Annotated in this window: 24 protein-coding genes and 1 pseudogene; 9 read left to right on the top strand and 16 right to left on the bottom strand. The window is 62.4% G+C overall.

Features of this window, described 5'->3' with window-relative positions; all coding sequences use genetic code 11:
- Positions 1 to 16: 16 nt before the first annotated feature.
- Genes BM133_RS31050 through BM133_RS31030 form a run of 5 tightly spaced genes read right to left on the bottom strand, consistent with a single transcriptional unit; the run spans position 17 to position 5,373 of the window.
- Complete coding sequence (locus tag BM133_RS31050) at positions 17 to 1,942, bottom strand: ABC transporter permease (protein WP_093442814.1); 1,926 nt, start codon at positions 1,940 to 1,942, stop codon at positions 17 to 19.
- Between the two features lies 1 nt (position 1,943).
- A complete protein-coding gene (locus BM133_RS31045) occupies positions 1,944 to 2,654 on the bottom strand; it encodes an ABC transporter ATP-binding protein (protein WP_093442812.1) in 711 nt (236 codons plus the stop codon).
- 2 nt (positions 2,655 to 2,656) lie between these two features.
- Positions 2,657 to 3,418: an ABC transporter ATP-binding protein gene (locus BM133_RS31040; protein ID WP_093442810.1), complete on the bottom strand. Its 762-nt coding sequence runs from the start codon at positions 3,416 to 3,418 to the stop codon at positions 2,657 to 2,659.
- Entirely contained in the window at positions 3,418 to 4,644 is a 1,227-nt protein-coding gene (locus BM133_RS31035; RefSeq protein ID WP_093442809.1) for an ABC transporter substrate-binding protein, read from the bottom strand. The genes BM133_RS31040 and BM133_RS31035 overlap by 1 nt, the downstream gene beginning before the upstream one ends.
- Positions 4,645 to 4,677: 33 nt before the next feature.
- Entirely contained in the window at positions 4,678 to 5,373 is a 696-nt protein-coding gene (locus BM133_RS31030) for a DJ-1/PfpI family protein (RefSeq protein WP_093442807.1), read from the bottom strand.
- Positions 5,374 to 5,457: 84 nt separating this feature from the next.
- Between BM133_RS31030 and BM133_RS31025 the strand changes: the two genes are divergently transcribed.
- Both BM133_RS31025 and BM133_RS35285 read left to right on the top strand, forming a co-directional pair.
- Positions 5,458 to 6,435, top strand: coding sequence for a GlxA family transcriptional regulator (locus BM133_RS31025; protein WP_093442805.1), 978 nt, complete (start codon positions 5,458 to 5,460; stop codon positions 6,433 to 6,435).
- A 73-nt stretch (positions 6,436 to 6,508) separates the two neighbouring features.
- Positions 6,509 to 6,748, top strand: a complete 240-nt coding sequence (locus BM133_RS35285; RefSeq protein WP_093442803.1) for a hypothetical protein — start codon at positions 6,509 to 6,511, stop codon at positions 6,746 to 6,748.
- 287 nt (positions 6,749 to 7,035) lie between these two features.
- Here BM133_RS35285 and BM133_RS31015 read toward each other — a convergent pair whose 3' ends face one another.
- Genes BM133_RS31015 through BM133_RS31005 form a run of 3 tightly spaced genes read right to left on the bottom strand, consistent with a single transcriptional unit; the run spans position 7,036 to position 10,204 of the window.
- Positions 7,036 to 7,482: a YybH family protein gene (locus tag BM133_RS31015; RefSeq protein ID WP_093442801.1), complete on the bottom strand. Its 447-nt coding sequence runs from the start codon at positions 7,480 to 7,482 to the stop codon at positions 7,036 to 7,038.
- On the bottom strand, positions 7,479 to 8,942 hold the full coding sequence (locus tag BM133_RS31010) for an N-acyl-D-amino-acid deacylase family protein (RefSeq protein WP_093442799.1): 1,464 nt from the start codon (positions 8,940 to 8,942) through the stop codon (positions 7,479 to 7,481). Before BM133_RS31010 ends, BM133_RS31015 begins: the two co-directional genes overlap by 4 nt.
- A 26-nt stretch (positions 8,943 to 8,968) precedes the next feature.
- Positions 8,969 to 10,204 (bottom strand): NAD(P)/FAD-dependent oxidoreductase, encoded by a 1,236-nt coding sequence (locus BM133_RS31005; protein ID WP_093442797.1) that lies wholly within the window; start codon positions 10,202 to 10,204, stop codon positions 8,969 to 8,971.
- Between the two features lie 310 nt (positions 10,205 to 10,514).
- Between BM133_RS31005 and BM133_RS31000 the strand changes: the two are divergent.
- Positions 10,515 to 10,979, top strand: a pseudogene (locus tag BM133_RS31000) (indolepyruvate ferredoxin oxidoreductase family protein); the annotation flags it as partial.
- 173 nt (positions 10,980 to 11,152) lie between these two features.
- Here the strand turns inward: BM133_RS31000 and BM133_RS30995 are convergent.
- The gene (locus BM133_RS30995; protein WP_177224995.1) at positions 11,153 to 12,136 is read right to left on the bottom strand and encodes a GlxA family transcriptional regulator; all 984 of its coding nucleotides are present in this window, start codon (positions 12,134 to 12,136) and stop codon (positions 11,153 to 11,155) included.
- Between the two features lie 13 nt (positions 12,137 to 12,149).
- Positions 12,150 to 13,127 carry a tripartite tricarboxylate transporter substrate-binding protein gene (locus BM133_RS30990; RefSeq protein WP_093442791.1) on the bottom strand — a complete coding sequence of 326 codons (978 nt, stop codon included), beginning with the start codon at positions 13,125 to 13,127 and terminating at the stop codon, positions 12,150 to 12,152.
- Between the two features lie 198 nt (positions 13,128 to 13,325).
- On the opposite strand from BM133_RS30990, the gene BM133_RS30985 reads away from it, so the two are divergent.
- Together BM133_RS30985 and BM133_RS30980 are read left to right on the top strand one after the other, a co-directional pair.
- On the top strand, positions 13,326 to 14,024 hold the full coding sequence (locus BM133_RS30985) for a DJ-1/PfpI family protein (RefSeq protein WP_093442789.1): 699 nt from the start codon (positions 13,326 to 13,328) through the stop codon (positions 14,022 to 14,024).
- Positions 14,021 to 15,094 (top strand): Leu/Phe/Val dehydrogenase, encoded by a 1,074-nt coding sequence (locus BM133_RS30980; protein WP_093442787.1) that lies wholly within the window; start codon positions 14,021 to 14,023, stop codon positions 15,092 to 15,094. The genes BM133_RS30985 and BM133_RS30980 overlap by 4 nt, the downstream gene beginning before the upstream one ends.
- Positions 15,095 to 15,385: 291 nt before the next feature.
- On the opposite strand, the gene BM133_RS30975 is transcribed toward BM133_RS30980, so the two are convergent.
- The 5 genes from BM133_RS30975 to BM133_RS30960 all read right to left on the bottom strand — a co-directional run bounded on the left by BM133_RS30975 (position 15,386) and on the right by BM133_RS30960 (position 19,324).
- Positions 15,386 to 16,210 (bottom strand): DJ-1/PfpI family protein, encoded by an 825-nt coding sequence (locus BM133_RS30975; protein ID WP_093442784.1) that lies wholly within the window; start codon positions 16,208 to 16,210, stop codon positions 15,386 to 15,388.
- 12 nt (positions 16,211 to 16,222) lie between these two features.
- On the bottom strand, positions 16,223 to 18,394 hold the full coding sequence (locus tag BM133_RS30970) for a TonB-dependent siderophore receptor (protein WP_093442781.1): 2,172 nt from the start codon (positions 18,392 to 18,394) through the stop codon (positions 16,223 to 16,225).
- Positions 18,391 to 18,585, bottom strand: a complete 195-nt coding sequence (locus BM133_RS30965) for a hypothetical protein (protein ID WP_093442779.1) — start codon at positions 18,583 to 18,585, stop codon at positions 18,391 to 18,393. Before BM133_RS30965 ends, BM133_RS30970 begins: the two co-directional genes overlap by 4 nt.
- Positions 18,582 to 18,839: a hypothetical protein gene (locus BM133_RS34935; RefSeq protein ID WP_143100248.1), complete on the bottom strand. Its 258-nt coding sequence runs from the start codon at positions 18,837 to 18,839 to the stop codon at positions 18,582 to 18,584. Before BM133_RS34935 ends, BM133_RS30965 begins: the two co-directional genes overlap by 4 nt.
- A gap of 89 nt (positions 18,840 to 18,928) precedes the next feature.
- A complete protein-coding gene (locus BM133_RS30960) occupies positions 18,929 to 19,324 on the bottom strand; it encodes a DUF2946 domain-containing protein (protein ID WP_093442777.1) in 396 nt (131 codons plus the stop codon).
- 511 nt (positions 19,325 to 19,835) lie between these two features.
- Here BM133_RS30960 and BM133_RS35280 point away from each other — a divergent pair.
- From BM133_RS35280 to BM133_RS30945, 3 genes are all read left to right on the top strand, one after another.
- Positions 19,836 to 19,994: a hypothetical protein gene (locus BM133_RS35280; RefSeq protein ID WP_177224994.1), complete on the top strand. Its 159-nt coding sequence runs from the start codon at positions 19,836 to 19,838 to the stop codon at positions 19,992 to 19,994.
- Complete coding sequence (tnpB, locus tag BM133_RS30950; RefSeq protein WP_143100247.1) at positions 19,991 to 20,326, top strand: IS66 family insertion sequence element accessory protein TnpB; 336 nt, start codon at positions 19,991 to 19,993, stop codon at positions 20,324 to 20,326. The genes BM133_RS35280 and tnpB overlap by 4 nt, the downstream gene beginning before the upstream one ends.
- Positions 20,327 to 20,397: 71 nt before the next feature.
- The gene (locus BM133_RS30945; protein ID WP_093442775.1) at positions 20,398 to 21,963 is read left to right on the top strand and encodes an IS66 family transposase; all 1,566 of its coding nucleotides are present in this window, start codon (positions 20,398 to 20,400) and stop codon (positions 21,961 to 21,963) included.
- A 498-nt stretch (positions 21,964 to 22,461) separates the two neighbouring features.
- On the opposite strand, the gene BM133_RS30940 is transcribed toward BM133_RS30945, so the two are convergent.
- Positions 22,462 to 23,583 carry a sensor histidine kinase gene (locus tag BM133_RS30940; protein WP_093442773.1) on the bottom strand — a complete coding sequence of 374 codons (1,122 nt, stop codon included), beginning with the start codon at positions 23,581 to 23,583 and terminating at the stop codon, positions 22,462 to 22,464.
- A 1,174-nt stretch (positions 23,584 to 24,757) separates the two neighbouring features.
- Between BM133_RS30940 and BM133_RS30935 the strand changes: the two genes are divergently transcribed.
- Complete coding sequence (locus BM133_RS30935) at positions 24,758 to 26,182, top strand: carotenoid oxygenase family protein (RefSeq protein ID WP_093442771.1); 1,425 nt, start codon at positions 24,758 to 24,760, stop codon at positions 26,180 to 26,182.
- The last annotated feature ends 800 nt before the right edge of the window (positions 26,183 to 26,982 follow it).

Raw genomic sequence — 26,982 nt, 5'->3', positions numbered from 1 at the left:
TCCCACAGATTCAACACTAGTAGCGTGGCGCTGTCTGTCCGTCGGATGGTTCGAGCTTGGGGGCCACGTCGTCTCGCGCCACCGCCCTCTTACGCCAGATGCTGGACAGGCTCCCGATGATGCCTTCCCGGAAGGCGAGCACCACCACGAAGAACACCGCGCCCTGTGCCACGGTGACCCAGTCCCGCAATTCGGACATGTAGGTCTCCATGCTGATGAGGGCCAGCGCGCCGAAGATCGGGCCCGTGATGGTGCCCAGGCCGCCGACCAGTGTCATCAGCAGAAACTCGCCGGACATGTGCCAGCTCACGTCAGTGAGCGTGGCGATCTGCACCGCGATGGCCTTGGTCGCACCCGCGAGCCCGGTGATGCCCGCCGAGAACACGAAGACCGCGAACTTGTAGCGATTGGCGTTGTAGCCGAGCGAGATCGCACGGGGTTCGCTGTCACGCACTGCAGCGACGATGCGGCCATAGGGTGAATGCACCAGCCGTGCAACTGCCAGAATGGCGGCGCCGCAGATCAGCAGCACGAAGAAGTAAGCAGAGAGGTCGCTCTTCAAGTCCCATACGCCGAAGGCCATGCCGCGTGGGATGTTCTGGATGCCATCCTCGCCGTTCGTAAACGGAACCTGGAGGCAGAAGAAGTACACCATCTGGGCCAGAGCGAGGGTAGACATCGCGAAGTAGATTCCCTGCAGGCGAATAGCGATGAGGCCGACGACACTGCTGAGCACGACCGATGCGAGGGTCGCGCCCAGGATGGCCAACTCGGGCGACGCGCCCCCCACCTTGGCCAAGTGTCCCGCCACATAGGCCGAGAAGCCGAAGAACATGGCATGGCCGAACGACAGCATCCCCATGTAACCCAGCAGGAGGTTGACCGCACTGGCGGCGACCGCGAAGCACAGAACTTTGATCAGGAACACCGGGTACATCACGAAGGGCGCGATGACGAGGGCGGCCACGGACAGGAACAGAAGCACCCAACTCAGGCCCGCACGCATCTTCCTCGGCGCGACGCCGGCGCGGCTCTCCATAGCGACGGCCACGTGCTGGCTGATGACGCCCTTGCCGAACAGTCCTGCAGGCTTGATGAGCAGCACTGCGGCCATGATGATGAAGACGACAGTATCGGACAGAGGTGGGTAGTAATAGCGCATCAGGCCTTCCGCCAGGCCCAGCAGGTACCCGGTGATGATTGCGCCCTTGATTGAGCCCATTCCGCCGATCACCACCACCGCGAAGATCACGATGATCAGGTTGGAGCCCATCGTCGGACTGACGTTGTAGATCGGCGCGGCGAACACGCCGGCTAGCCCGGCCAGCCCCACACCGAACCCATAGACCAGCGTCACCATCCGCGGCACCTTGATGCCAAAGCCGCGCACCAGGTCGGGACGCTCGATCGCGGCACGCAGATACGCGCCAAGCTTCGTCTTCTCCACCATGTACCAGGTGGCGATGCACACCACCAGCGAAGCGGACAGGGCCCACAGTCGGTAGTAAGGCAGGTACCCCAGGGCCGTCCGGAAGCCACCGGGCATGGGGTTCGCATAGGGCAAGCCGGCCGACCCGAAAGACTTTCGGTAGAGGCCTTCGACTATGAGCGTGAGCCCGAAGGTCAGCAGCAGCCCGTAGACGTGGTCCAGGTGATAGAGCCGGCGCACGAAGAGCCGCTCCAGCAGGATGCCGCTCACGCCGACGATGAGCGGTGCCAACACCAGCGCGAAGCCGTAGTCGATGCCAAGCCACTGCAGCAGCATCCATGCGGTGAACGCACCCATCATGTACTGCGCGCCGTGCATAAAGTTGACGACGTTCAACAACCCGAAAATGATGGCGAGCCCCAGGCTCATCATGGCGTAGAAGGAGCCGTTGATCAGCCCGAGCAGGAGCTGTCCGAACAGGGCGGGGGACAGCAGTCCCAGCGATTCGAGCATGTCAAATTCCCAGGTAGGCTTCGACGCGATCGTTGCCATGCCGCATGTCGTCGCGGGTCAGCATGTCGACTACGCGCCCGGTCTCCATGACGTAGTGCCGGTCAGCCAGTTCGGTGGCGAAGCGCAGGTTCTGCTCCACCAGAAGAATGGTGAAGCCGCGGCGCTTGAGTTCGTGAACGGTCTTGGCGATTAACTTGACAATCACCGGTGCCAGCCCTTCACTCGGCTCGTCCAGCAGGAGGCATTTCGCGCCGCTCCTGAGGATGCGTCCGATCGCCAGCATCTGCTGCTCGCCGCCCGACAACTTCGTGCCCTGGCTGGCGCCGCGTTCACGCAGATTCGGAAAGAGCGCGTAGACCTCGTCCAGCGTGAGCCCGCCCTCCCGGATCACGGGCGGCAGGGTCAGGTTCTCGCGCACATTCAGCTGCGAGAAGATGCCACGCTCCTCCGGGCAGTACGCCATGCCCAACCTAGCGATCTGCTCGGGGAGACACCGCGCGATCGGCGTGCCTTCGAAGTCGATGGTGCCCGTTTTCTCGGTGATGAATCCCATGAGGCATTTCAGGGTGGTGGACTTGCCCGCCCCGTTTCGCCCGAGCAGCGTGACGACTTCCCCGCGCCGCAGGTCGAAGCTGACACCATCGAGGACCTGGTTGCCGCCGTAACCCGCGCTCAGGCGCTCGACTGCAAGAACTGTGGTCGTTTCATTCATGGTCAATGGCCGATGTAGGCTTCGAGGACGCGCGCATCGACGGCGACTTCTTCATAGGGACCCTCTGCGAGGACTTCGCCGCGGCAAAGCACGGTGACGGTGTCCGAGAGCCGCTCGACGACCTTCAGGTTGTGCTCGACCATGACGATGGTCTTCTCGTTTGCAAGGCCGGCAATAAGATCGGCGACCCGGGCCACGTCTTCGATGCCGAGGCCCGCCATCGGTTCGTCCAGCAGCACCAGCTCCGGCTCCAGCGCGAAGGTCGTCGCCAGCTCCAGTGCCCGCTTGCGCCCATAGGGCAGCGCCCCCGCCGCGACGTGAGCCCATTCACCGAGGCCGAATTGGAGCAGCAACGCATGCACCCGGTCATCGAGTTCGCTCAGACACGCGGTCGAACGCCAGAAAACTTTCTGCAGCCCCGACAGCCGCTGCAGGGGCACGGCCACATTTTGCGCCACGGTCAGATGCGGAAAGACGGCCGAGATTTGGAACGAACGCACGACCCCTTGCCGGGCCAGCTGCGCGGGCGGCATGCGCGTGACGTCTACGTCCTTGTAGAGGATGCTGCCGGCATGGGGCTCCAGAAAACGGGTGAGCAGATTGAACAGCGTGCTCTTTCCCGCGCCGTTGGGTCCGATCACTGAATGTACCGTGTTCGGGCGAACCGTCAGGTCGACATTCCTGACCGCCGTAAAGCCCGAGAAGCTGCGCGTGAGGCCACGCGCAGTGAGCAGGGCGGGAGCGCCCGCGATGGCAGACCCCATCACCTGGCTTTGCTAGCGGCGCTGGCGACCAACGGACAATCGCTCGCGCTCAAGGGCGTGAACGCATCGTTGGCGGAGACCACGCCGTTGACCTTGTAGTAGTCCCAAGGCGCCTTGGATTCGGCCTTCGTCTTGACCGTGACCAGTAGGAAGTCGTGCGCCAGCTTTCCGTCTTCGCGCAGCAGCGCGTTTTTGGCGAACATGTCGTTCACAGGCGTGCTGCGCATCTTCGCCGCCACCGCTTCCGTGGCGTCGGTCTTGGTTGCGACGACGGCCTTGAGGTAGTGGCTGGTGGCCGAGTACATCCCGGCCTGCGACTCGGTCGGCATCGCCTTGAAGCGGTCAAAGAAGCGTCGCGAGAATGCGCGGGTCTCTTCGTTCAGATCCCAGTACCACGCGGTGGTGGCCGACAGGCCCTGCATCACGTCGATTCCCGCCGCATGCACGTCGGCTACGGACAGCAACGTCGCGACCGGCCGTTGCTTGCCGTCCTGCATGCCGAACTCCTTCCATTGCTTCATGGAGTTCACCAGCTGGCCGCCACCGTTGGCGAATGCGACGACCTTCGCGCCCGAGCTCTGGGCCTGCAGCAGGTACGAGCTGTAGTCCGAGGTCCCCATGGGATGGAAGGCCTCGCCCAGGGTCTTGCCGCCGCTGGCCGCCACAAGCGTCTTGGCTTCCTGCACCATGTTCTTGCCGAACGCGAAGTCGGCGCCGACGAAGTACCAAGTGTCGAGCCCGCTCTTGGACAACGCCTTGACCGGGCCGGACACCAGCGCATAGGCATCGTGCACCCAGGAGAAGCCGGTCTTCGCGCATTGCTTGCCCGTCAGCTCGGTCGTGCCGACGATGCCGTACAGGGCGATCTTGTTCTTCTCCTTGATGACCGATTGAACGCCCAGCGCCACGGCGGAATTTGCGATGTCCAGGACCGCATCCACCTTGTCCACATCGAACCAACGCTTCACGATCGTCAAGCCGATGTCCGGCTTGTTCTGATGGTCGGCCACCAGCACCTCCACCTTGATCGCGCCGAGTTGCGGCTTCATGTCTTCCACCGCCATCTGCACGGCGAGCGCGGAGCCGGGCCCGGTCAACGCGGCGTAGGGTCCCGACTGATCGTTGATGACACCCAATCGGACGACCCCGTCGGAGATCTGGCCGAAGGCAGGGAACGCCGCGGCAGAGGCCACAGCGAGCGTCAATTTGCAGATGCCGGGTTTCATGGTGCTTCCTCGATTGAAGTGAAGGGATCGTGTTCAGCGCTGGAGCGAAAGGCGTTGTGCCGCCTGAGCGATCTGGGCCTCGACGCCCTCCCGCCAGGCGTCCTGCGCCGAACGCGCGCGGGCCACCCGCTCCGCGCCAGCCTTCTCGGGCGATCCCGAATCGAACGGTGGCTGCGGGTCGTACTCGAGGCCCAGTTGGATCATTCGCGCCGCTTCTTCCCCGGCCAGCTCAGCCGCCAAGGTAAAAGCGAAATCGATGCCGGAAGTCACCCCGCCGCCCGACAGGCGGTTGCGATCGCGCACGACGCGAGCCGCCGCAGGCTCCGCGCCGAACTGCGGAAGATAGTGCCGCCACATCCAGTGACAGGCAGACTTGTAGCCCGTGATCAGTCCTGCAGCTCCCAGAAGCAGCGAGCCGTTGCAGACCGAGGTTACATAGCGGGCGGTCTTGCCCTGCGCGCGCAGAAACGCCAGAGTATCGCTGTCGCTCAACTGATCGACCACGCCGAAACCACCGGGCACGCAGAGCACATCGAGCTGCGGGCACGCTTCGAATGCGACGGTCGGATTGATGCTGAAACCCACGTCCGTCATCAACGGCTCGATCGCCTTCCACACCAGATGCACCTTGGCGCCCGGCACGCGGCTGAGCACCTGCGCCGGACCCGTGAGGTCGAGTTGAGTGACCTTCGGGAAGATCAGGAATCCGATGTGAATGATGTCGTTCATTGAGGCTGTGAATGGTCGGTCGATGAGTGATTGTGGAAGTCACGGAACTTGGCGTAAATGACAATCGCGAGCTAATATTCGCCAATGGCAACGGCTCTCAACGTCGCGATACTCGCCTTTCCGCGGTGCCAGGTGCTTGACGTCACGGGACCGGCGATGGTGTTCGAGGCAGGCAACGACGCGCTCGGAAAGGCTCACTACAGGGTCCACATCTGCTCCGGCAATGGCGGCGTCATCCAGACCAGCAGCGCAGTGGCGTTGGTCACCAAGTCCATCGAGGATCTGCCTGCGAGCGCCATAGATACCTTGTTGATTGCCGGTGGCGATGACTCCGGGCTCAAGCTCCTGGCAGACAACGAGGCGGTGCGCAAATGGGCCGTGAGAGTGTGCAAGAACGCGCGCCGGTACGGCTCCATCTGCACCGGAACATTCGCGTTGGCCCAATTCGGATTGCTCGGCGGCAAACGCGTCGCCACGCATTGGTCTGCATGTGCCAACCTCGCGGAGAAATGCCCGGACATCGAGGTCGACACCAATGCGCTGTTCGTCAACGACGGCAGGCTTTGGACATCGGCCGGCGTGACCACCGGCATCGACATGAGCTTGGAGATGGTCGCTGCGGATCTGGGCAACGCGGTGGCGAACACTATCGCCAAGCGCTTGGTGCTGTACGCGCGCCGCCCCTGCTACCAGTCGCAGTTCAGCGCCGTGCTGAGAGCGCAGTCCGATGCCGATGCACCTTTTGCTGCGTTGAGTTACTGGATGCGCGAGAACCTCTCGCAGCAGCTGGATGTGCCCCGTTTGGCGGAGCGAGTCTCGATGTCCGAGCGCACCTTCCTTCGAAGGTTCACCAAGAGCACCGGCGAGACGCCTGCGCATTTCGTGGAGACCCTGCGGCTGGACCTAGCCCGCAACCTTCTCGCCGCCGGCATGACGCTCAAGGAGATAGCAGTGCGGACGGGCTACTCGACAGGAACCCAGCTCTCGAAAGCCTTCGGCCGGCGATTTGGCATGACGCCGATGCTGTTCAGGGAACTGCATTGCCGCAGCGACGTCGAGTAGTTTTTTTGCGAAACGGGATCGCTCGGCCGCCTCGTTTTTCCCTCTATCTGACTTGGCGTAATTCAACGCAAGATTGGCTTTCGATCTCTTCGCCGGTTGGGAGATGTGGGCCACCAGCGTCGGCAACGAGCGTAACCCGCTCCACTTCCTGTTCCAGGACACCACGGTCACGAACTACCTCGCACGGGATCCGGAACAAGACTTGCCCGCCTATGCCTACGAATCGAACCTTGCCGCGCTGCACGGCCTGCCGGCGCTCAACGATGCGACGAACACCGACCTGCGCCATTCAAGCGCAGCAGCGCCAGGTTGATTCTTTGGCACAGCGGCAGCGATCCGTCGTGAGTCCCAAGGTCGCGACCGACTTCTACCAAGCCGTCACGGCGGCCGTGAGCGGTCGGGATGCGACGGAGGAACTCATGCATTACTACATAGCGCCGGGTATGGGCCATTGCGATGGCGGGCCCGGGTGTCGACCGGACGGACCTGCACAGCGTCACGAAGGTCGCCGACTGGGGTCCAAGGCAGCCAGCCGCTTTCCCGAGTACCCGCGATACTTCGGACTGGCCGGTGATGGCGCCGCGGCGGCTTCAGTGCCAACTACGCGTGCACGCTGCCTTGAAGCCGGGCGCAGTACGCGCCGCCGATGCACGACGTCGGCACATAGACCTCACCTTGAATGCACCAATCGTCTCCGATGAGCACCCACTGCGCCATGTAGCGCCCGCACAGTTGCAGGGGCCCGTCGGGCTCGGTCCACTGGCCCGTCCAGTCGCCTTCTTCATGCGCAATGCGCCACGAAGACGTGGCGGAGACGGACGTGGGTGTGCGAACCCACAGCGTATCGGGGCGGCGCGCGAACTGGGCCTGGTAGTAGCGCCGATTCGCCTCTGCACCCAGCAGTTGCACGGAGGTCGAGCTCAGGACTAGCACGTCCTCCATCCACATGCTCGCGATCCCGTCGATATCCTGCTTCGCGATCGCCAGGTTGGAGGCCGCGCGTGCCGCACGAATCCTGTGTTCGTTCGCTTCTTCCCGCGCACTCATCCGGCTTCCTTCTCCATGCGTGTGATCACCTGCCCGCTGCGCGCGCCGGTGTGTGCGCCTTGCTGCCAGGTGACTGCACCGTTGACGATCACGGTGTCGATGCCCTCGGCCTGCCGGGCAGGAGTTTCGTAGTTCGCTGCATCGCGAATCGATGCGGCGTCGAAGATCACCACGTCCGCGTGTTGTCCGACCTTCAAGGTGCCGCGGCGATGAAGGCCGAAGTTGCGCGCGGTCAGCCCCGTCATCTTCCACACGGCCGTCTCGAGCGGGAACAGGCCGACATCGCGGCTGTAGTGGCCGAGCACGCGCGGGAAGGTACCCCACAGACGGGGATGCGGCTTGTCGCCGAGCGGAATGCCGTCGGAGCCGATCATGGTCTCTTCGAACGCGAGCACGCGCTGTACGTCCTCTTCGTCCATCATGAAATAGATCGCGCTGCCCGGCTGAAGCCGGAGCGCCGCGTCGTGTTTCGACATGCCCCACTCCGCGGCGATATCGGCAAGATCGCGGCCCGCGCATGCCGGATGGGGCTCGCTGCTGGCGATGAGGACGCGGCCGTCGAGCATGCCGCGATCAGCGCGGATCATGGTCGAGCCGGCCGTATAGGGGTAGCAGTCGAGCGCCACGCATTGGTGCTTCATGGTCTCCGCGATCAGCGGGAGCGTCACCCGGGTCTTGCCAAAGTTGGGTGCGTGCATGGCCTTGTGGTGCGAGAGCACAACCGGCACACCGAGCGCGCGGCCGATTGCGAACGACTCCTCCAGTGCTTCCATGATCTTGTCGGACTCGTCGCGCATGTGGGTTACGTACACCGCGCGACGCGCACTTAGCGGTCGACCGACCTCGATGATCTCCTCGGTCGTCGCGTTCGCGGCGGTCGCGTAGAAGGTGCCGGTGGACATGCCGATGGCGCCGGCCGCCATCGCTTCTTCCACGTGGGCACGCATCGCAGCCGTTTCCGCCGCGCTGGCGGGCCTGTCGAGCGAGCTCATCGTGACACCGCGCAAGGTCGAATGGCCCACCATCGCTGCAACGTTCACGGAAGAAGGCGCGTGCCGCAGCGCATCGAGATAGGCCGCGAAGGTCGTGAAGCGACCCTCTGCCGGTGCGTCGATCAGGTTCAGCGGCATGGGCAGGTCCATATCTGCGCGCAGCGGCGCGGCGCTGATGCCGCAGTTGCCGGTGATCACTGTCGTCACGCCCTGGGAGATCTTGAAAGGCATCAGTGCCTGCGACAGCACCGCCTGGTCGTCGTGCGTGTGCGAGTCGATGAATCCCGGCGCGACGATTAGTCCCGTGGCGTCGATGGTCCGGGCGGCACCGTGGCCGTCGAGCCTTCCGATGGCAGCGATATGGCCGTCGGTGATGCCGATATCCGCCTGGAAGCGCGGCGCCTTGGTCCCGTCGATGACGGTGCCTCCACAGACTAGGAGGTCGTAGTGCGCAAGCTTTTCGGTCATTTCCGTTCCCCTCTGTTTGTCGGCACTCAGAACCGCAGCGCCGAATAGGGCGCTGGATCGACGAAGGGCGTCGTGCCTTCGATCATTTCCGCCATCAACCGGCCGCTGGCCGGCCCCAGCGTGAAGCCCTGGTGTGCGTGGCCGAAGTTGAACCATAAGCCCGGGTGCCTCGGTGCCGGCCCGATCACCGGCTTCATGTCCACGGTGCAGGGTCGGTTGCCCAGCCAGGGTTGCGTCTCGACCGGCTGCGGCAGGTCGATCAGTTCGCGCGCTGCGCGCTCGACCTTCGCCAATTGCACGGGTGTTGCGGGTGCACCGATGCGCGCGAACTCCGCGCCGGTCGTCACGCGCACGCCATCTGCCATCGGCGCCATGACGAAGCCGCTCTCTGCGTCCAGCAGCGGAAGCTGCAGTCCAGGTCCGCCACGATAGTGACGGTGATAGCCGCGCTTCACGAAAAGGGGGAGCTTGTATCCCAGTGCGCAGCTCGCTGCCTGGGCCCACGGGCCCAGTGCGATGACGGCATGACGTGCCGTCAGCGGACCGGCCTGCGATTGCACCGACCATCCACCCGCTACCGCCGTCAATGTGGCTGCGTCGCCTTCGGCGAGATGACCGCCCAGCGCAATGAATCGATCCGCGTAGTGCTGCACCAATGCGCCGGGGTCGCTGACGGACCACGGGTCCTCCCAGTGCACCGCACCGGCCAGGCGCCTGTGAAGGCCGGGTTCCGCATGCGCCAGCGCGTCGCCGTCCAGCAGCGAGTACCGGATTCCGTATCGCTCTTGGAGCACGAGCGCACGGGCAGCCATGCTGTCCATGACCGCATGGCTGCGAAAGGCCAGCCGGTAGCCGTCCTTTCGCACCAGCGCATCCGCACCCGATTCGGCGATGAGTGCCTGGTGTTCCGTGAGGCAGTGCTCGATCAGGCGGCAGTGGTCGCGGGCGATGTCCCGATACCGGGATGGCGCCGATGCATGCCAATAGCGCGCCAGCGGCGACATGAGCGACGGCAGCGCGCCCACGTGGTAGTCCACATCCATGCCGCGCTTGAAGGCGACCTTGAGAACCGCCCTGCCGTCACGTGGAAATGCGTAGGGTTCGACCGCCTCTCGTTGGATTATTCCCGCGTTGCCGTAGGATGTCTCGCCGCCCGGCGCCCGTCGGTCGATCAATGCCACCGAGTGGCCACGCAGCACGAGCTGCAGAGCCGTGCACGTCCCAAGCATGCCGGCACCTAGAACCAATACGTCTGGGGTCATTTCGCTTTCGACTTCTGGAGCGGCGCATGGAAGGCCGAAGAGGAAGATTGTCCCGCCCGTCAGTCTGGCGGAAATGACAAAAACAAGCTCATTACCGCCACCGCCCTCCTGGACTTGACGACTTAGCTTGCAGGTGCGCGACATCCACTGGATGAATGAAGATTGGTGCTCGGGTGCTGAAAGCATCGACCGAATAGTTTTCGTAATCGAGCTGCATAAGCGCAGGAAAACAGAAGCCTGTTTTGTTCACGCCCCTAGAGCAATAGCGCTCATCGGCTGGTGCTTCCTCGCATCCGGTTCCGCTATTTGGCAACGCTGCGCCGCGGAGAAGCGCCGCCAGCGCAAGAAGGGCGACTTTTCGGCGATCGCGAAGCGCGTCTTCATCAACGAGGCAGTATGTGAACGATGCGTCGATTACGGCGGACAGTCCAACTGCACTTCACTGCAGTCGCAGCCGACCTCGGGTTCAGGCGCCGCGTCGACGAGAGTTCCTGCAACGCCGACTCTTCATGCATCAAGGGCTTCTGCCCCAGCTTCGTCAACGTCGAGGGCGTGGCGCCGCAGAGGAGCAAGCCGGTTCAAGCCAAGGCAAAAGCGGTGTTCGCGTTGCCCGAGCCGGTACCGCCGTTGCTCCAGCATATCCACAACATGCTGATTGTCGGCATCGGCGGGACCAGCGTCATCAAAGTCGGCGCGCTGATTGGCATGGCCGCGCATCCTGGAAGGCAAGGGAGTGAGCGTGCTCGACAAGACCGGCATGTCGCAGAAGAACGGGGTCAGAGATCGGTGGAATCCAACAACACCGGGGGTTGTTGAGAGAGGCGCCCTGCGCTTCAGCAAGTTGCTCCTGCAGCGCACGGTTGAATGACGATCCTTACATCACAAGGATGCATGCAGACACCGAGCATCCCGTAGTGGACAAAAGCCTTGCCTATTTGGCCCTTTGCGCTATGGATGAAAACGGGCTCTGAAGTCATTCGGCGATACGCCCACGTTCTTGGAAAACACACGAGCGAAATGCTGGCGTCCCGAGAAACCGCATCGGAGCGCAATCTTCTCTAGGGGCTGCTGCGTGCCGCTGAGCAGTTCCCTGGCCAGATCGACCTGCGCCGCGCCGATGTACTGGATGGGTGAAATTCCCAATGTATTGGCGAACAGACGCGACAGTTGGCGCACGCCCAGACACACATGAGCCGCAACGTCCTCGACGGAAACACGTTCGTGGAGACGCGAAAGAATGAACTCGGTAGCCCGTCGCATCCGGTCCGACTCGCCGCCATATGACGCCAGCGCCGCGCTGTATTGCGCTTGGCCGGCCGATCGCACTCGAAAAACGACCAGTTCCCTTGCAATGGCCAATGCCAATTCGCGCCCGAAGTCCTCGTCCACAAGATGGAGGGCGAGGTCGATGCCTGCGGTGGCACCAGCGGAGGAGAACATCTTTCCTTCGCGCACATACATCGCGTCGATGTTGAGCCGTACTTGTGGGTAGAGCTCCGCGAACGAAGCTGCATGGTTCCAATGTGTCGTAGCAGGTTTGTCTGTCAGCAACCCGCTTTCGGCAAGGATGAAAGCGCCGGTACAAACTGAACCAATTCGTCGCACGCGAGGCTCTACGGCCAAGAGCCAATTGCGCAGCAGGAGGTCATGCCGCGCGCTCAACACGCCGGGGCCACCAGCCACGAGCAAGGTGTCGAATGCGCAGATGGACGGGTTCGGCAGCGCCGCAGTCTGCATGCGCAGGCCAGCGGAGGCGCCGACCTCCCCGCCATAGGACGAGATAGAGGTCACGCGATAGCGGTCGGGATGACCAGCTACCTTCAGATGAGCATTGGCCCTGCTGAAGACATCGGCCGGGCCGGCCACGTCAAGCAACAGCACGTCCTCGAAGACAACAAGCCCGATCTCGCGGGTGGGACCAGGCGCGTTCAATGCCCAGCGCGGCTCAGTCCGCGACGAATCCAATTTCCTTGACGATCTGCTTCCATTTTGCATAGTCCCTCTGCATGGTTGCTGTCAACGGTTCCGGTTCGCCTTCTCCCATCTCAAGGCCTGCATCGATGAGCTTGGCGCGCACTTCGCTCGCCGCCACTGTCTTTCGTAGTGCGAGCCTGTATTTTGCGACGACGTCCGGCGGCGTGCCTTTTACAAGGAAATACGAAAACCGCTCTTGATAGTTCAGGTCTCCAAACCCACGCTCTGCGAACGTTGGCACGTCCGGCAATTGGGATGCACGCTCTGTGCCAGTCACCGCCAGGATCTTCAGCCGGCCGGAGCGATGGAGATCGAGGATATCGCTCGGGGCCAGGAAAGCGAACGGCACCTGCCCACCCAGCACGTCCGACACCAATGGAGCGGAACCCTTGTAGGGCACATGATCGAACTGGGCACGCAGTGATCGTTGCAGCAGCACGCCGGTAAAGTGAAAAAGGCTGCCCGAAGCCGGCGAACCGTAAAAACCGTACTTGCTGTCACGCTTGAGCAGCGCCAGTGCTTCGGCCAATGTAACCGCAGGCGTATTGGGCGATGCGACGAAGGCAATCGGCGCAGTAGCAACCGTGCCGATCGGAACAAAATCGCTGAAAGGGTCGTATCGCAGGCTCCTGTAGGTGTGCGGATAGATCACCATGGACGATCCAATCGTCTGGAGCAGCACAGAGCCGTCTGCGGCACTGTGCTTTGCAGACTCGATGGCCACCTGGCCACCCGCCCCCGGTTTGTTTTCGACGATGAGATTCATCTGGGAAAAGCCGCCAAGCACCGGGGCCACGATTCGGGCGATTCGGTCACCGGTAGCGCCGGGCGGAAATCCCACCAAAAGACGCGAAACCGATCCGCCCGTTGATTGGGCCATCACTTTGCCCAGTGGATGGGAGAGAGCCAGGGCGCCGAGCAGTCGCAATGAATGGCGTCGATTGTTCATTTCCAACTCTTCAAGATAGCCGAAGGGCCTTCCATCGAAGTGGAGTTTGGGGTGATTGAGATACCGCCGTCGGACATCTTGGGGTGATTTGTGGACTTCAACCAGCGTGATCGATGTCCGCCGATCGAACCTTTATGTCCGGCTTGGAAATGCGCGCGAAAGCAGACTGGGCATCTTCACATCAACAGCAGGACAACCATGAGTCTCATGAAGAAAACCCAAATCGGCATGCTTGTATTTCCGCAAATGACTTCTCTCGACATCCTCGGGCCGTTCGAAGTCCTGGCCCGAGCGCCGGACTGCGAAGTTAATCTGGTGTGGAAGGACCTCCAGCCAATCGAAGGCGACACGCGACTTCGCATCGTGCCCACCCAGCGCTTCGACACCGCGCCTCAGTACGACGTCATCGTTGTGCCCGGTGGCCCTGGACAGACGGCGATGATGGAAGACAAAGAGTTCATTGCATTCCTGCGTGCCCAGGGCGCCGAGGCGAGCCTCGTCACCTCGATCTGTACTGGGTCGCTGCTGCTGGCGGCCGCGCATCTGTTGACCGGCTACAAGGCGACCTGCCATTGGCTGTCGATGGACATTCTGGCGCTGTTCGACGTGCAAGTAGTGCCGGAGCGCGTAGTGGTGGACCGCAACAGGATCACCGGCGCCGGCGTGACTTCGGGATTGGACTTCGCATTCACCGTGGTGGCGGCATTGCGCGGCGAGGAAGCAGCCAGGGCTTTGCAGCTCATGCTCGAGTACGACCCTGCCCCACCATTCAACAGCGGACACCCGCGCGTGGCGGCTGTCGCTCTGGTCGACAAGGTCAAGGAGGCGGCGTCCTCGATGCTCGAAGAACGGCGCACCGTGTGCGCGCGCGTGGCGAAAGCGATGGTCGGCAAATGACCGCGTCGAATGCACTTTTCGGATTGAACGGTCAGGCGTCGCACGAATGCGTGCACTGGGTCGCCGACGCCCGGTCGGGCCTGCGTGCTGTCGTGGCGATTCACAGCACGTCGCTCGGCCCCGCATTCGGGGGCTGCCGGATGTGGCACTACGCGAGCGACCAAGACGCGCTGACTGATGCCTTGCGCCTGTCGTACGGCATGAGCCTAAAAAACGCGTTGGCAGACTTGCCCTTCGGTGGAGGAAAGGCCGTCATATTGAAGCCTGAAGGGGACTTCGACCGGGACGCAATCTTCGGGGCTTTCGGCGCGGCAGTCGAATCTCTGGGTGGCCGCTACCTGACTGCCGAGGACGTCGGCAGCACGACAAGCGACATGCGCGTGGTGCAGCGCGTCACGAGTCACGTCAGCGGCATCCCGAGGCTGGGAGCCTTCGGCGGCGATCCATCGCCCAAGACGGCTTGGGGCGTGTTCGTGAGCATCGACGAGGCGGTGCGCACGCATTTGAAGCGAAACGACCTGAAAGGCGTGCGCGTGGCAGTGCAAGGACTGGGTGCCGTGGGAGCGAGTCTGTGTAGCTTCCTGCACAAGGAGGGCGCGAAACTGGTTGTTGCCGACATCCAGGCGTCGAGAGTGGAGGAGATGCGCCATCGCTTTGGGGCCGAGGCCGCCACAGTCGACCGAATCTTCGGTGCTGCAGCGGACGTGTTCGCACCGTGCGCGCTAGGCGCAGCGCTGGACAGTGCGACGATTGCCGAGTTACAGGCCCCCATTGTGGCCGGCGCAGCGAACAACCAGTTGGCCACACCACAGGACGGCGAAAGGCTGCAGGCACGTGGCGTGATGTACCTGCCAGACTTCCTGGTGAACGCCGGCGGGATCATCAGCGTCGTGCGTGAATACTTGGGCACAGGCGACGAGCACTCGGTGATGCAGGAAGTCGGAAGGATCCGGACCCGCGTGGCGGAACTCCTCCGGCGCGCCGAGGAGACAGGGCTATCCCCTGCATTCGTGGCGACCGAGTGGGCACGAAGCAAGCTCGAAAACGCTCGCTTGCCGAATGTAATGTAGCTCGAGCAATTTGCACTTCTCTCCGACAGCGTGTGCCGGGTCCCGTGCCAGTTGCCCCCGGAATCCAGCGTGGCCGCCTCCTTGAGCCCATTGCACGCGCGCACCGTCACCTGCCACTGGCCCTGCGCGTTGCGCACCAGCAGCGCGCGGCCGCCTGCTCGGGCGTATCGGCTGCGAAAGTCCGGGCAGGTGCCAGGAGCAGGGCGCCGAGCTGGCAAAAATTGAACAGGAGCCTGCGGCGCATTGGCTTTGGGTTTGTGCATCTCATGAGGTTGGTCTTGTTGTCTGGCTTCATTTCAGGGTCGGCGCCGTGGAAAGCGCCGAGCGCGTCTGCACCAGGAAATCCTTGAACATGTCGTCCACCATGGCCTTGACGGCGGGTGCGGCGGTGCGCGGCGTGCCGGCGTTGAAGGGCGGCTCGGGGGCGTACTCCGCGAGCAACTGCGTCATTTCGGCATACGGCTGATCGCGCAGCATGGCGACGATGCGCAGGCCCAGGTCCAGACCCGCGCTTACGCCGGCGCCTGTGATGCGGTTGCGGTCGCGCACCACGCGCGCTTCCACGGGCATGGCACCCACGTCCGCCAGCAGCGGGTGAACTGCCCAGTGCGAAGTCGCCTTGTAGCCCTTGAGCAACCCGGCTGCACCGAGAATCAGCGACCCGGTGCACACGCTCGTCACCCATTTCGCGCGTGCGCCGCGCTGCGCGACGAAGCGCAACAGCGCCTTGTCGCGTAGCGCGGCCAGCGTGCCTTCGCCGCCGCCGGGCACGAACAGGACGTCGAGTTCGGCGGGACATTGCGCGAGCGTCGTGGTCGGCGAGATCGACAGGTGCGTGTCGCTGGTCACCGGCGCCATGGTCTTGGCGACGTGGTGCACCGTCGCGCCCATGAGTCCCGCGAACATGTGCTGCGGCCCCACGAAATCCAGCGCGGTGAATCCTGGATAGAGCAGCATGCCGATCTGCTCCTTGCCGGTCCAGTACGCGGGCATGGCGCTCATGTCGTGTGTGGGAGGCACCGGTGTGGCCTTGTCTTCGGCTGCGCTGGCCAGCCAAGGGGATGCGGCCAGGGCGGCCGCGGCGGTGCGAAAGAACGATCTGCGTTCGATGGTCATGCTGTTTTCCTTTCAATAGTCCAGCCGCAGCGTCAGCTTTGCGGTGCGCGGCGTCCCCAGCTTGATCCAGTCCGAGACGAACTGATGGCTGGCCGTGTAGTACTTCTTGCCAAAGAGGTTGTCGATGTTGAATTGCAGCGCCGCCTTGGCGCTGCTCAGCACGAAGCGGTAGGCCAGCATCGCGTCCACACGCGCATATCCCGGTAACTGGAAAGTGTTGCCCACATCGCCCTGGCGCCGGCTCTGCGCGAACACGCCCGCCCCGCCGCTCCACTGGCTGTCGAACGCATAACGCGCCCAAAGGCTGGCCGTGTGGTGTGCCACATTGGCCAACTGCTTGCCTTGATAGGTCGGGTCTTCAGTGACTTTGGTGTCGGTGTAGGCGTATGACGCGATCAGCGAGAGCCGCTTGGTGATTTCTCCCGACACATCCCACTCCAGGCCACGCGAGCGCGCCTTGCCGATGGTGACGGTGTTGTAGTACGGCGCCGTGTCGATGGGCACCGAGCCGCCTCGGTTTCGCTTCACCAGTTGGTAGAGCGCCACCGTGGAACTGAACTTGCCGTCGAGCAACTCGATCTTGTGCCCGATCTCGATCTGGCTGGCCTTCTCCGCCTTCAGGGCCTCCTGGGTCACCGAGTCGCGCCCATTGTTGGCTGAGACGGCGTCCTGGTACTGCGCGTAGACCGCTTGGTTGGGCGCGAACTGCCACACGACACCCAAGCGAGGCGTGGTGAAGGAAGCCGTGTTCGGCGACGTGGAGGCATCGCTGGCATACACGGCGCTGGTGCGGTCGTGCCGCAACGCACCGGTCAGGAAAACGCCGTTGCCGAACGCCAACTGGTCCTGCACATACGCGCTCGTCCAGCGGTTCTGATCACGGACGTCCAGGGGCGAGGACAGCGCGGTGTCCAGCCTCGGTGTGGCGCCAAGGAGCGGGCTGTATATGTCCACGGCGGACAGTTGCTGGAAATACGTCGTGCCGCTCTTGCGACTGGTGTACGTATCGAAGCCGACGAGCACGGTGTGCCTGACGCCGCCGGTGTCGAACTTGCCGACGAAGTCGATGTTGAACTGGTCGAGCTTGTACTTCCCCTTGGGCCGCGCGTAAAAGTAGTACCGGCACATGGGGTTGCCGGAGCCCAGGCAGTTGTCGCCCGGCGACATGCCGGCGCCCACGTCCAGACGATAGGGCGTTACGTCCACCTCCGAGGTATCACCCCGCACGCTCAGCATCTTTGCCTTGATCTGCCAGGCGTCCGAGAGCTGATGCGTGCCTTCGAGGCTGAAGCTCGAGGTCTTGGTTCCGGAAAGCGCGGGTGAGTCGTTGAACTGCCGGGACCATGGCAGGTTCGCTGGCCGGTTGCCGACGGCGGGAACCCCGTAGTCGGTGCGGTAGCGCTGGTTGCTGTAGTCGATGGTTGCCGTCACGCTGGTGTGCGAATCGGGCACCCAGGCCAGACTGGCCGTGATCGCACCGAGCTTGTCAGTCACATAGTCGCGAATGGAGTTTGCGCTGTAGTACGAGGCAGCCGCGCGCCCGCGAACAGTGCCGTCCGTATTCACAGGCCCCGAAGCTTCAATGCTGGTGCGCGACAGCCCGTAATGGCCCAGTGTCTGCTCCAGGCTGAAGGCCGGCATGCTGCCGATCGGCTTGGTGACCACGTTGATCAGGCCGCCCGGCTCGGCACGCCCGTACAGCACGCTCGAGGGGCCTTTGATCACTTCTACCGACTGAACGTTGGCCATGTTGATCGGCACGCCGGCGACCTTGCTGCCGTCGATGTAGTAGGTGGAACTGCCCGACATCGAGCCCATCGCGGTCATCGAGATGCTCGGAAAGCCGCGCAGGATGGCGAGCGGCTGCGCCGAGCCGTTGAAGCCGAAGTCGGACTGCACGCCGGCCACGTTGCGCAGCGCGTCGCCCAGGTTCAGCGCGCTCTGGTCCTGGATGACCGAGAGCGGCACGACCTGCGTGCTTTGCGGGCTCTGCAGCGACGGTGTTTCGGTTCGTGTTGCGGTCGCGCTTTCGGGAGCCAGATAGCTCTCGTGGTCGGCGCTGACCGTGACGGGAGGCAGACTCTGCCGCACGCTGCTTTGCGCCAGCGCGCAGCCGGCGCCGAAGCCCAGGCCTGCTGCGTACACTGCGGCGGCCAATGGTTGGAGGCGGAAGATGCTTCTCATGGGGTATGTCTCTGCGCAATGGGATGGAAAACGTAGGCGCCGCACGCGATGCCGCACTGCGGGGCGACGGCGCCGGTCAACGTGAGTGCCGCGGCGCAGGCAGCGCCGAACAGCACCGCCACGCCGACCCACGGGCGAAAGGCGGCGTGGACTTCACGCCAATAGAGGGTGTCGTCGGAGGGGAGGTTCATGGCGCGGCCACGGCCGTAGGGCCGATCTGTGCCACCTGCTCGACATCACGCTGCTGCGTGGTCAACACGGGATTCAGGACCAGGCACTGGCACGTCGCATTGGCTGAGCCTGTACGGTGCGCGGAACTGGCTGTTCTCGAGACACTTTCGAGCGCCACACTCCAACTGGCCCACAGCAACCAAGCAACAAGGCCGAGGGTCGCACCGATATTCAAACGCATCAAAGCGCGCAACGCGCGTTCGACGTAGGACATGGAAACTCCTGAAGCCAGACGCACCGGCCCGGCAAAATGCAAAAGATCCGCTGGCAGGCGTCAACGCCGGCAGCGGAAGGCTTTGGACTTCAGGAGTTGCGCGGAGGCGCGCGGGGCTGCGCAGTCGACCACGCGAACAACGTGCGCGGAGCTGCTAGAAAGAGTGTGGGCAGGCCGTAGTGCAAGGTCGGCACGAACAGTACCGGCGAGGATGCGGGTGGCAGGCCCAGTTGCGCCGCATGTGACGAGCAATAGAGGCAGTGCGCCCGCGCGTGATCGTCGGTCTGCTTGTTCTTCGACGGCTCGGCCGCTGAGCCATCGACGTGTACCAACTGCTGACCCAAGGCTGTGCAGACCTCAACCCAGCCCGCGCCGCCTTGCGAGGGCTGGAACGCATGCGACAGCACTGGCGCGACAGAGCCCATCAGGATCGCCACGCAGGTGATCCACGAGATGAGTTTTCTGAAGGGTTGGCCGACGCGCATAGCGGGATTCTAGAGGCCTGAATGCCTTCGCTGTCGGATTCCGTCGATCTCTGACCCTAGATGGGAGTGAACCCATCGACTGGCCCATTGGGAAATGAACCGATACGCTGGCTGGGCCTTTATAGAAGGTCAATGTCCTCAAGAGGTTCATGTCGCGGACGTTCTGCGCATCTCAAGCTGCAGCTGTGGCATGACATTCGCTCAGATGCCCTGGGGCGTCGAGATGCCCAGCGCAAGTACACCCTCTCAGTCAATCTCATCCAGATGTGGCTGACGCAGTTTGATCGTAAGCGCTCGGTGAAGTCATCTTGATCACCTGAGAGTCGGCAGGCATCGTGTCCGCGATGAATGATGTGGACGCAATAGATGATGTGGTTAAGCGGGCGACCCGTCGCAAGCACAGCGCGCGGTTCAAGGCTGAGGTCCTTGAGGCGTGCCGGCAGCCGGATGCTTCTGCCGCGGCGATCGCAAGGCTGCGTCGCCGAAGACGACTGACATTCCAACCTTGCCGATGCCCGACTTCATCGCGCTCGATGTGCAGCCCGAAGCCGAGATGCCAGCCCTTGACATCCGCATCGAACTGAAGCGAGGCAGCGCCACCGCAGTGGTGCACTGGCCGGTGGAATCAGCGTCGTCGTGCGCAGCCTGGCTGCGCGAGTGGCTGCGTTGATCCGCGTCGACGCCGTGTGGTTGGCCACCGAGCCGATCGACATGCGCGCTGGCACCGAGACGGCGCTGGCACGCGTCGTGAAGGTGTTCGGCGCCGCGCATCCACACCATGCCTACCTGTTCGCCAACCGACGGGCCAACCGCATGAAGGTCCTCGTGCACGATGGCATCGGCATCTGGCTGTGCGCACGTCGGCTGAACCAGGACCGATTCCTCTGGGCTAACGCGAGCCTGGGCACGCAGATGGCGTTGACGCGTGAGCAGCTCGACGCGCTTGTGCTCGGATTGCCATGGCAGCGCGTCGGGGCAGCAGGTGTCATCACCGTCGTGTGATCGCGCACGGCCCCTGCAATTGCGGCAAACGCCGATGACAGTCGCGCAATCGCGCGGCACCCTACGTGCTCATGGTGGACGCCGAACAACTGAAGGGTCTCAGTGCAGAGCAACTGCACGAGGTGACCCTCCGGCTCATTGATGGCTTCGCCGAGCAGCAGCGCCTGCTCGAGGCCAAGGACCGCTCGATCGAAGCGCTCACGCGCGAAGTCACCTTCAAGTCCACCAAGGTCGATCAGCTTACCCACGAGCTCGCACAGTACAAGCGCCTGCGCTTCGGCAAGAGCAGCGAGAAGCTCGACGCTGCGCAGGCCAGCCTTCTGGAAGAGACGCTTGACGCCGACCTGGCGGCCATCGAAGAAGAGCTGAAGCAGCTTCGTCCGCCGCCCAAGACCGAGGACAAGCAGCAGCCGCGCCGCGCGCCACTGCCGGCAGACCTGCCGCGCGTCGATGTCCACCACGAACCCGAGTCGACCACCTGCACGTGCGGCTGCGCGCTCAAGCGCATCGGCGAGGACGTGGCCGAGAAGCTCGATTACGTTCCCGGCGTGTTCACCGTCGAGCGGCATGTGCGAGGCAAGTGGGTATGCGCGAAGTGCCAGACGCTGATCCAGGCGCCGGTGCCGACTCAGGTCATCGACAAGGGCATCCCTACGGCTGGACTCCTGGCTCAGGTGATGGTGGCCAAGTACGCCGACCACCTTCCGCTGTACCGCCAGGAAACCATCTTCGGGCGTGCCGGCCTGGCCATCCCGCGCTCGACGCTCGGTGCGTGGGTCGGCGCCTGTGGCGTACGCCTGCAGCCACTGGTCGACGCGCTCAAGGAAGCGATCCTCGATCACCATGTTCTGCATGCCGACGAAACGCCCGTGGCGATGCTCAAACCTGGCACCGGCAAGACGCACCGCGCTTACCTGTGGGCCTACACCCTAGGCGCCTTCGAAGGCATGAAGGCTGTGGTCTACGACTTCGCCGACAGCCGGGCTGGCCAGCATGCGCAGGACTTCCTGGGCGAATGGCGCGGCGCGCTGGTCTGCGACGACTACTCGGGCTACAAGGCCCTGCTGGCCAAAGGCGTCGTCGAAGCTGGATGCCTGGCACACGCCCGGCGCAAGTTCGTTGAGTTGCATACGGCCAACAAGAGTCACATCGCAGAGGCAGGCATCCAGTACTTCGCTCGGCTCTACGAGATCGAGCGTGAGGTGAAGGATCTCGACGCAGATGAACGGCATCGCATCCGCCAAGCGCGGGGTCGGCCGATCGCCGAGGCACTGCATGCCTGGATGATCGCGCAGCGGCTCAAGGTCCCGGAAGGGTCAGGGGCCGCGAAGGCACTGAACTACAGCCTCAAGCGATGGGCCGCGCTGACGCGTTATCTGGACGACGGGAGTCTGCCCGCGGACGACAACTGGGTAGAGAACCAAATCCGGCCCATTGCCGTGGGCAGGGGGAACTGGCTGTTCGCTGGGAGCCTGCGTGCCGGTCAACGCGCCGCAGCCATCGTGAGCCTGATCCAGTCAGCGAAGCTCAACGGGCACGATCCGTATGCTTATCTGAAGGATGTGTTCTTGCGCTTGCCGACGCAGCCGTATAGCCGCATCGGCGAGCTGCTGCCTCATCGCTGGAAGCAAAGCTGACCTCCTAAGGCCGCCTGCCTGGCCACCACCCAAAGAGGAACAAGATCACGGGCTTGCACAGAACCTCGAAAGCCGAAAGATCTCCCGAAGCGCTGATCGCAGCCTCTCCCAGAAGTTGACCGCCTCCCTCGACATGCCTCATTCGGTTCGCGGTGATCTGCGCCGACGTAGCGTGGGAAGGGCACTGGCAAGTGGTGCAAAACTCAATCTCACTCGAATTCGTCTCACCGCAAGCGAGACATGACCATCGGTACTTCGGCATGGGGAGATGTTGCTACAAGCGGACGACCTAGTCGAGCCCACTGAACTCCTCTAGATCGCGGTTCGTCAAGACGTGTTGGCTGCGTGCTTACCCTAAGACGCCAAGCCGGGCTCACTTACAGCCGTCCCGTCCGGGCCGGCGATCTACGCAGTCTTCGGGCTGAGAGCTTTTGTTGCTTGCACTACGTGGTTTCGAGTACGCGAGGGCCAAAGATAACGCCCGCACTTTGCACGCTTTCAACGATGCAGCCGCACGGTGAAGGATGTGCCTTCTTCCGCGGAGGATGCCACCGCAATCGTGCCGCCGTGGCCTTTCACGATCTCGCGGGCGATAAACAAGCCCAGGCCCAAGCTTGTGGCAGGTCGCTCGTGGGGCTCCGACTCTTTGGACACCACTTGCACAAGCGGGTTGAAGATGACTTGCATCGAATCGGACGGAATGGGCGTGCCGCGGTTCTTCACGATCAGGACCACTTCGTTCTCTTCGGCATGCACCGTCAGCACAACTGGAAAGGCAGGATCACCGTGTTGCACGGCGTTGTTCAGAAGATTGCTGAGGACCTGACGCATGCGCGGCGCGTCGAAGCTCAGCGTAACTGCGGGAGTGATGTCGGCTTCGAGCTTGCGCAGCGGATAGGCAGCGCAGACTTGGTCGAACGCCTCTGCGCACAGCGCATCGAAGTTTCCACGCTGCGGCGTGACCTCGATGCCCCGGCCCAGTCTCGTGCGGGTGTACTCCAGAAGATCGGTGATCATCTCGCTGATGGAGGTGATGCTCTGCTTTGCGATGCGCAACGCGCGTTCGTTGGGCTTGCCGTCGACCAAGCGGCCTAGCAAATGAACACAGGAGTTGAGCGCGCCGAGCGGGCTGCGCAGATCATGTCCGAGCACAGCGAGAAAGGTATCCCGTGAACTGGCCATATGCTCCGAGTAGGTGCGCATGGCTTCGGCAAGACCTTGGTCGATGCCTTCGTTGAAACGAATCACCTCTTCGAGTACTGCTGCATCGACTGTCCCCACACGAGCCATCCACAAACGGAGCACCGATGCACGCAGTGCGCGGTATTCGGCTCCCAGTTGGGTCAGGTCAAAGCCAACGCGCTGGCGCAATGTGCCATGCACGGCTGCGAATGTTGCCTTCGCGCGCGGCTCAGCCAAGCCCTTGGACTTCGCCTCGCGCTCGTCCTCCGACTGGCTTGATTCCATTTCGTGGGCAATGACGAGCAGAATCTCGTGCGCGTGATCGCGCAATTCGACGACCGACATCGTTTCCGCCGGAGGAATCATCGTGCGCGCAAATGTTTCCCACTCCACCAGGATCAGCTCAACGTTCTCCTTGATGAATTGGCTCAGGCGCATCGTTTGAGTATGCCTCTTTTGTAGGAATGTGCCCACATGGCGAGGATCTATAGCAGGATGTACGAGGTGTTCGACGACCCGACTTCGAGCACGACGTCGAAGAAGGGCTTGAAGCAATCAGCCTGTCGCTATGTGCGTTCTGGGGCTGCGCCCGGTCCTTATGTGGGCTAGCTGCACAGTGAGTGAGACTAGCAGGTGCCACCATCGCTGCATGGCAAAGACCCCCTTTGCGACGAGCAAGCCGATTCAGCAGGCCTTGGCGGCCTGGCAACTGCTGTTGAAGCCGTCTCGCAAGACATCAGCCGAATTGCAAAGGACGGGCAGTCGAACCCTGCAGTGACAGGGGAATTGATGGCCGCAGTTCAAGCCGCTCGCCAGCGATGCGAGGAGGCGGATCGTTGTGAGGCGCCCCTGGCCCCTCCTCCTGGAGTGGACGCGAGCTCAGCGAGTCACTGAAAGGAGCGGGATTCCACTCCCCTCATCAGCACCGAGCTCAGCCTCTGGGAGGCTCACACAAGATGAGTTTGCCGGACGCATACGCTGCATCGTATGCGGCTGACCGACAGGTTCTAGCCCACTGTGAAGTCTAGTCTTCGACCTCAATCAGCCTCCCTGTCAAGATGGAATGCCCGGCCGCTTACGTTTGATCGCGGCGAACCTAGCAACGAGGAGATCGAGGCAGCTCTTGTGGCCGACTACGAAGTGAAGATCGCAGCGCTTGGAGCGCAAGGCTGGGCAGCTCACGATGGAGCTCGAGCTCGTCAAGAAACGTCACGTCCGAGCCTCGCGAGCGACAACGAGAACTCCTCCATCCGCGACTTAAGGTTGCTCTATTCGACGGGGGGCCTGCTTCCGATCGGGGGCGTGATCAGTAGGGAGCGGTAGAGAGCCGGTCAATGACGTAACGCGAGCGAGATTGGTAATCGTTTCGACGCAGTGCCTTACACCCTTGAGGACTTGTTTCGTCACGCCATATCGGTCTTCGTTCCTGAACAGTTGCGCAAAAGCAGTTGAAAGAAGAATTCAGCGGCACCTATTTGAAGTCGACCAGGTTGCAGAAGCGATCGCCATGGTCGATCAATACTTCCTGGGGCTGAGACGACGGTCCATCGCAATGCTTGAAGAGCGCGCTCGGCAGGTATTTGATTTGTAGAAGAGAAAACAAGGATGACCAATGAACTGGCAAGACGGAGAGATCAAAAGGGCATTTCATGCTAGGCGGCACAAACCATGGACAGTTGGGTACGAAGCATCCGTAAGCACAGACATTTATTCGGGGCGCCTTGAGACAACAGGGAGGCTGCCGAAAGATTTGCAAGGCATTTTGTATCGGAACGGACCCGCCATGCATGAGCGCGGTGCTGGTCGATACGCTCATAAGTGGGACGGAGATGGGATGGTCCATGCCTTTCGCTTTGCGGACGATGCCGTGACCCACACCGGCCGCTACGTTCGGACCAAGAAGTATCTGGCAGAGGAATCGGCAGGCGAATTTCTGTTCAGTACATTCGGCTCCTCTGTGTTTGGAAAAACCGGGTTAAACCTCGATATCGACGACATGAACGCGGCCAACCTGAGTGCCGTGTACCACGCTGGCCGCCTTCTGGCTCTCTGGGAGCCTGGCTCGCCCTACGAGCTGGATCCTGAGACGCTCGAAACAAAGGGCATCTTGTGTGCAAATCGGCCGGAACTGCTTCGGCCTTTTTCGGCACATCCAAAGATCGACACTAAGGGCGAGCTGTGGAACTTTGGATCAGATCCGATCACGTCGGAACTGAGCATCTACAAGCTCACGGCCGCGGGTGTGCTCGAGGTGTGTCATCGATTCACGGTGAAGGATTTGCCACCGATGCATGATTTCGCGGTCACTGAAAATCACTTGATCTTCCTTCTTCCACCTACATTGTTCGATGAAAGAAAACTCACTAGCGGAAAGCCGTTCGGCTTGTCGATGAACTGGGCGCCGGCACTTGGGACGCGCGTGCTGGTGATCGACAAGCGAACCTGGGCTCAAACTTGGTACTTGTTGCCCGCTTGGGTCATTCACCACGTCGGGAATGCATGGGAAGACGCAGATGAGGTGATTCGATTCGATCTCATGGCCAACACCGAGCCGAGGGCAACGGCGACTGGTTGGAGCGTCATGCGAGGAAAGTACGTGCACGTGCCAGGGCCGGTCATGACACTGATCGAACTCCGGGTTGGCAAGCCGCCAGAGGTCATCAGATTCGAGACGCTGGAAGGCGAGTTTCCAGTGGTTGATCCTGCTGTTGTTGGTCGTGAATACGATCAGGTGCTGTGCCTCGCGCGTAGCCCCGGTCGGCCGAGCGGAACGCCTGGCTGGGGCGACTTGGCTGCGTTTGATGTGGGGCGGGGCACCATCCAGTCGTTCGGATTCGGCAACGATTGGATTGCCGAAGAGCACGTCTACGCCGGAAGGAATTCGCCATGGGCAGTCGGCACCGCGCTGGATCTCGCAGCCAAGCGGAGTGTGATATCTGTTTTTAATGTTCATCACATCAGTGATGGGCCAGTTGCTCAAGTCCACCTACCCTATGCATTGCCTCTAGGGCTGCATGGCACATTCAGGTCGTTGTAGTCCCTTCCGATAACCCGACTGGCGCCATCACGAAAGCCTCGCAGTACCCTGAAGGGGAGCACAAGCTGCAGCCCGGGCCCTTTGAGTACTCGAACTGCGGGCGTAGACGTATAAAACAGCAAGGCGGCAATCGGGTGAGACTCAGGAGCCCCTTCTGATGAGATCCTCACTATGAGAGCTACCTCCTCAATAAAGCAAACGAGCGCGGCTCGCCATGCAACTGAAGGAGAGCCGACGACACTAAACGCAGGTGCCTTTTGCCAACGCAACGGCGATCAAGGCGCGAGCCAAATCGGCAGAATTACGACGCGGCGTTCAAGCTCCGCCGTAGGAAAATCCCGCTTCTGCAAATCGCTCCAAAGGACGGAGCGCGGATCGAGGCTTGCCGACAACTGGTGCGACCGAACCAACGTGCCCCCGCGTTCAGACGAGCGCGTGCGACGGAGAGGTCGGGACTAGCAGGCGAGCAAGAAGAGGCTTGGCATTGAAGTGGTTCATGAGCCTTCGTGATGAGTCGCGCTCTATGTGATGAATCGCTACAGACTGTAGGTGGCATCTCAGCGGAAGTTTGCGAGTTTCTGCAGGATCGCCCCGATCTTCGGCAGCAGCATTTCTTCTTGCATAAGCTCATTCGGCGCGCCAGTCCAATGATGAAAAATTCGTACGCACTCGAGGCGCCGTTTGCGCCCCGGAGTCGAAACCCGTGACGCCAGCAAGGTACACAGTCCGAGCCCGGCGCGTTGGATTGCTCCGGCCAGCTGCCGCACTTGATGGGCAGCTGACATGCTGCGCGTGTCGCG

This window comes from Variovorax sp. 770b2, assembly GCF_900115685.1.
GTDB lineage: Bacteria > Pseudomonadota > Gammaproteobacteria > Burkholderiales > Burkholderiaceae_C > Variovorax.
This window is presented reverse-complemented; position numbering and strand designations above follow the sequence as displayed.

Coding starts and splice junctions, on each gene's coding strand:
- BM133_RS31050 (WP_093442814.1), bottom strand. CDS start 1,942: ATGCTCGAATCGCTGGGACTGCTGTCCCCCGCCCTGTTCGGACAGCTC.
- BM133_RS31045 (WP_093442812.1), bottom strand. CDS start 2,654: ATGAATGAAACGACCACAGTTCTTGCAGTCGAGCGCCTGAGCGCGGGT.
- BM133_RS31040 (WP_093442810.1), bottom strand. CDS start 3,418: ATGGGGTCTGCCATCGCGGGCGCTCCCGCCCTGCTCACTGCGCGTGGC.
- BM133_RS31035 (WP_093442809.1), bottom strand. CDS start 4,644: ATGAAACCCGGCATCTGCAAATTGACGCTCGCTGTGGCCTCTGCCGCG.
- BM133_RS31030 (WP_093442807.1), bottom strand. CDS start 5,373: ATGAACGACATCATTCACATCGGATTCCTGATCTTCCCGAAGGTCACT.
- BM133_RS31025 (WP_093442805.1), top strand. CDS start 5,458: ATGGCAACGGCTCTCAACGTCGCGATACTCGCCTTTCCGCGGTGCCAG.
- BM133_RS31015 (WP_093442801.1), bottom strand. CDS start 7,482: ATGAGTGCGCGGGAAGAAGCGAACGAACACAGGATTCGTGCGGCACGC.
- BM133_RS31010 (WP_093442799.1), bottom strand. CDS start 8,942: ATGACCGAAAAGCTTGCGCACTACGACCTCCTAGTCTGTGGAGGCACC.
- BM133_RS31005 (WP_093442797.1), bottom strand. CDS start 10,204: ATGACCCCAGACGTATTGGTTCTAGGTGCCGGCATGCTTGGGACGTGC.
- BM133_RS30990 (WP_093442791.1), bottom strand. CDS start 13,127: ATGAACAATCGACGCCATTCATTGCGACTGCTCGGCGCCCTGGCTCTC.
- BM133_RS30985 (WP_093442789.1), top strand. CDS start 13,326: ATGAGTCTCATGAAGAAAACCCAAATCGGCATGCTTGTATTTCCGCAA.
- BM133_RS30980 (WP_093442787.1), top strand. CDS start 14,021: ATGACCGCGTCGAATGCACTTTTCGGATTGAACGGTCAGGCGTCGCAC.
- BM133_RS30975 (WP_093442784.1), bottom strand. CDS start 16,210: ATGACCATCGAACGCAGATCGTTCTTTCGCACCGCCGCGGCCGCCCTG.
- BM133_RS30970 (WP_093442781.1), bottom strand. CDS start 18,394: ATGAGAAGCATCTTCCGCCTCCAACCATTGGCCGCCGCAGTGTACGCA.
- BM133_RS30965 (WP_093442779.1), bottom strand. CDS start 18,585: ATGAACCTCCCCTCCGACGACACCCTCTATTGGCGTGAAGTCCACGCC.
- BM133_RS34935 (WP_143100248.1), bottom strand. CDS start 18,839: ATGTCCTACGTCGAACGCGCGTTGCGCGCTTTGATGCGTTTGAATATC.
- BM133_RS30960 (WP_093442777.1), bottom strand. CDS start 19,324: ATGCGCGTCGGCCAACCCTTCAGAAAACTCATCTCGTGGATCACCTGC.
- BM133_RS35280 (WP_177224994.1), top strand. CDS start 19,836: ATGCCCGACTTCATCGCGCTCGATGTGCAGCCCGAAGCCGAGATGCCA.
- BM133_RS30945 (WP_093442775.1), top strand. CDS start 20,398: ATGGTGGACGCCGAACAACTGAAGGGTCTCAGTGCAGAGCAACTGCAC.
- BM133_RS30940 (WP_093442773.1), bottom strand. CDS start 23,583: ATGCGCCTGAGCCAATTCATCAAGGAGAACGTTGAGCTGATCCTGGTG.
- BM133_RS30935 (WP_093442771.1), top strand. CDS start 24,758: ATGAACTGGCAAGACGGAGAGATCAAAAGGGCATTTCATGCTAGGCGG.